This is a genomic window from Protofrankia sp. CiP1_Cm_nod4 (genome assembly GCF_982290645.1).
Map to the genome: position 1 here is coordinate 12,096 of NZ_CEVIVC010000126.1, position 2,793 is coordinate 14,888.

The 2,793-nt window shown below is 68.6% G+C and carries 5 protein-coding genes; 2 read left to right on the forward strand and 3 right to left on the reverse strand.

The annotated features are described in order from the left end of the window. Positions 1 to 94: 94 nt before the first annotated feature. Both AC5LSR_RS19190 and AC5LSR_RS19195 read left to right on the forward strand, forming a co-directional pair. The gene (locus AC5LSR_RS19190) at positions 95 to 367 is read left to right on the forward strand and encodes a hypothetical protein (RefSeq protein ID WP_250285952.1); all 273 of its coding nucleotides are present in this window, start codon (positions 95 to 97) and stop codon (positions 365 to 367) included. Between the two features lie 281 nt (positions 368 to 648). Continuing rightward, positions 649 to 1,740 (forward strand): DUF262 domain-containing protein, encoded by a 1,092-nt coding sequence (locus AC5LSR_RS19195; protein WP_250285951.1) that lies wholly within the window; start codon positions 649 to 651, stop codon positions 1,738 to 1,740. A gap of 227 nt (positions 1,741 to 1,967) precedes the next feature. On the opposite strand, the gene AC5LSR_RS19200 is transcribed toward AC5LSR_RS19195, so the two are convergent. The 3 genes from AC5LSR_RS19200 to AC5LSR_RS19210 all read right to left on the reverse strand — a co-directional run bounded on the left by AC5LSR_RS19200 (position 1,968) and on the right by AC5LSR_RS19210 (position 2,793). Then, the gene (locus tag AC5LSR_RS19200) at positions 1,968 to 2,252 is read right to left on the reverse strand and encodes a type II toxin-antitoxin system RelE family toxin (RefSeq protein ID WP_250285950.1); all 285 of its coding nucleotides are present in this window, start codon (positions 2,250 to 2,252) and stop codon (positions 1,968 to 1,970) included. Next, a complete protein-coding gene (locus AC5LSR_RS19205; protein WP_445548756.1) occupies positions 2,249 to 2,530 on the reverse strand; it encodes a type II toxin-antitoxin system Phd/YefM family antitoxin in 282 nt (93 codons plus the stop codon). The genes AC5LSR_RS19200 and AC5LSR_RS19205 overlap by 4 nt, the downstream gene beginning before the upstream one ends. Before the next feature lie 92 nt (positions 2,531 to 2,622). Continuing rightward, positions 2,623 to 2,793, reverse strand: coding sequence for a ribbon-helix-helix protein, CopG family (locus tag AC5LSR_RS19210; RefSeq protein WP_493468759.1), 171 nt, complete (start codon positions 2,791 to 2,793; stop codon positions 2,623 to 2,625).

Below are 2,793 nucleotides of genomic sequence, written 5' to 3' on the forward strand. Positions count from 1 at the left end.
CCACAGCCCGGGCACGGCCGGACGACGCCCGGGCCGCGTCCCCGGTGACAGAGGCCCAGACGAACGCGCAACTCCACCAGACCGGAGGCAGCCGATGAGCGCGATCCCGTTCCCATTCGACGACGACGAAGGCGTCATCGACGGCCCCGGCGGGCCGGTCGTCAACCTCGGCCTGGATCCGGAGACCGACCGGGAACTGATCGCGCTCAGCCGGCTCCACGACATCCTCAGCGAGACCTCGGCCATGCGCGCGCAGGCCGCGGACCCCGCGCTGGACGACGTGTGCCGGGCCGAAGCCCGAGGATGGATCAAAGCCGCCCACGCGATCTTCTCCGTGGTCGACGACCTGCCCGACGGTGCCCTGTGAGCCGGATGCGACGACGTCAGCCTTCCCGGCGTCGAGGCAGCGCTGTGGATATGCCTCGAGCGTGCCCGCCAGAACGGTGAGTGACAACTCGGAGCCCTTCCGTCGGCTCGCCGACGACCAGTCCGCACGCCCTGGACGATGCGTGCCTGGCCACTTTCGCACGTGCTCCCAGGCCCAGCCCTCATCCCAATGAGTAGTCTTATTCGCTACATAGATAGATAAACGTTGTGATGTGAGCCACTTCCTGCTTCGCTCGCACCATGACGACCCAGACCTCCGCGGTGGGCGGTGCCGCCCTCGCCGCGCCCGTGCCCGCCCCTGCCGAGATCGATCTGGCGGCGCTGCTCGAGCGTCGTGCGCAGGCGTCCCCGGAACGGCCCGCGGAGACCAACCTGGGGCTTCCCAGCCTCGACCGCGTGGGCGACATCCCGGCGCCGGAGCCGCCCGCCGGATCCGCGGTGTCCTTCGTCCTCGACGGACATCAGCGCCTCTCCACGCTCTTCGGAACCCTCATGAGACCGGCTGAGGACATTGGTTCCGCCCCGGCGAACTCGTGGATCTGGCGCGTCTTCCGCGAACTGGGATCGGACCGGAACAACCGGCTCGTCTACCGACACTGGCGAAAGGCCGGCGAGCCTCCGGCCAGCTTTCTTCCCGTGCGTTCGGTGCTCCGGACACTCGACTTCCTGACGTTCGCGCGCCAACTGCAGGCGGCATCGGAGGACCCTCGCACCGGCGACGCAATGATCAACGAAGCCGAGCAGGTCTCGCAGCGCATCAAGTCCTACCGGTTCGCGGTGATCCGCTTGCAGGGCGGGACACTGGAACAGGCGATCGAGGTCTTCTCGCGGCTCAACAGCAAGGGCAGCGCGATGACCCCACAGCAGATGGTCTCGGCGCTGACCTACTCGTCCAGTTCGGAGGTCAACCTCGGTGACCAGGTCTCACTGATGCTGGAAGGCCTCGGGGACCGCGGATTCGCCGGCCTGCCGTCGAACGTCGTGTTCCGCGCGGTACTCGCCGTCGCCGGGGAGGAGGATGTTCAGTCCGGAAGATGGGAGAGCCTGGCACGCCGCACACGGGCGAGGTTGAACCCGGCCATCGAGCAGACCGAGGTGGCTCTCAGCCGCGCCGTGGATTTCCTACGCCACGAGATCCGTGTTCCCGTGGCCCGCCTGGTGCCATACAGCATCCAGGTCCTCCTGCTTACGGCCTTCTTTGATCTATGCCCCAAACCGAGTGATGGTCAACGACGCATCTTGACACGCTGGTTCTGGTCGACGTCCTGGTCGGGGTTCTTTGCCAGCGCCAACACCACCCAGGACGTTGTTACGTATCGTGGTGGAGGTGGCGGGAATCGAATCCGATCTTGAGATAGACGGGGACGACCGCTGAGAGTCGGAAACCCTTATGCCGCAACGGTTCTTTGATCGCTTAGAGTCGGCAAGAACCGGCGAAAAACGCTGGTTGGTGGAACCGGTGTGGGTACCATGCGGGTACCAGGAAGATCGACAAGACCATGATCCGGGCCTCGAGACCGCGTCCGGACCGCCGTCAAGCTCGGCTATCCGGACGCCTGGTCGGGCCGGTAGCCACCTGATCAGCGGTGGTACACGTCGCGGCGGTGGTCGATGTCGACGACGGTCACCGTCATGGCCTTGTCGTCGATCCGGTAGACGATCCGGTAGGTCCCGCGCCGGGCGGCGTGCCGGTCGTCCAGGGGCGACGTCAGCCGCTTGCCCACCCGGTAAGGGGCGTCGAGAAGGGGGCCGGTGATGAACTCGTACGCGGCCGCCGCGACCGCTTCCGGCAGCGTCTCGCCGAGCGCGCGCCGGGCAGCCGGCACGGTCACCAGCCGGTAGCGCGGCCCCGCCGGGCCGGTCACGCCCTGCCGAGCCGGCGCCGCATCGTCTCGGCGAGCTCCTCCGCCGTGACCGCCTCGCCGCGGGCAAGCGCGGCGTCGGCCTCCGCGAGCCGGTGCATCGTCGCGGGGTCGCTCAGGATCGACAGCGTCTCCTCCAGCCGTTCCAGATCCTCCACGGCGACCAGGATCGCGGACGGGCGCCCGTGCACGGTGACGGTCACCCGCTCGTGGTGGTCGTGCACGCGGCCGACCAGTTCGGACAGGTGGGACTTGACCTCACCCAACGGCAACATCGTCATGGTCGGAAGTATGACCAAATCCGGGCGCGGTGTCGAACGCGCCGGTCACCTGCTCGGCGGCGGTCGACGTCGCGCCGCTGGGCAGGTGGCGGTCAGGCGACGTCGAGCCAGGCGCGCAGCGCCTGACGGATCACCTCGCTGGCGTTGGTGTGGTCGGCGTCCGCGCGGGCGGCCAGGGCGGCGCGTAGGTCCGGGTCCAGCCGGACCGGTACGACCTCCCCCGGTGCCGCGCCGATCCGCGGCCGGCCGCCCCGGCGGCGCAG

Excerpts from the sequence above, each read along its gene's own strand:
- AC5LSR_RS19190 (WP_250285952.1), top strand. The coding sequence starts at position 95 with ATGAGCGCGATCCCGTTCCCATTCGACGACGACGAAGGCGTCATCGAC.
- AC5LSR_RS19205 (WP_445548756.1), bottom strand. The coding sequence starts at position 2,530 with ATGACGATGTTGCCGTTGGGTGAGGTCAAGTCCCACCTGTCCGAACTG.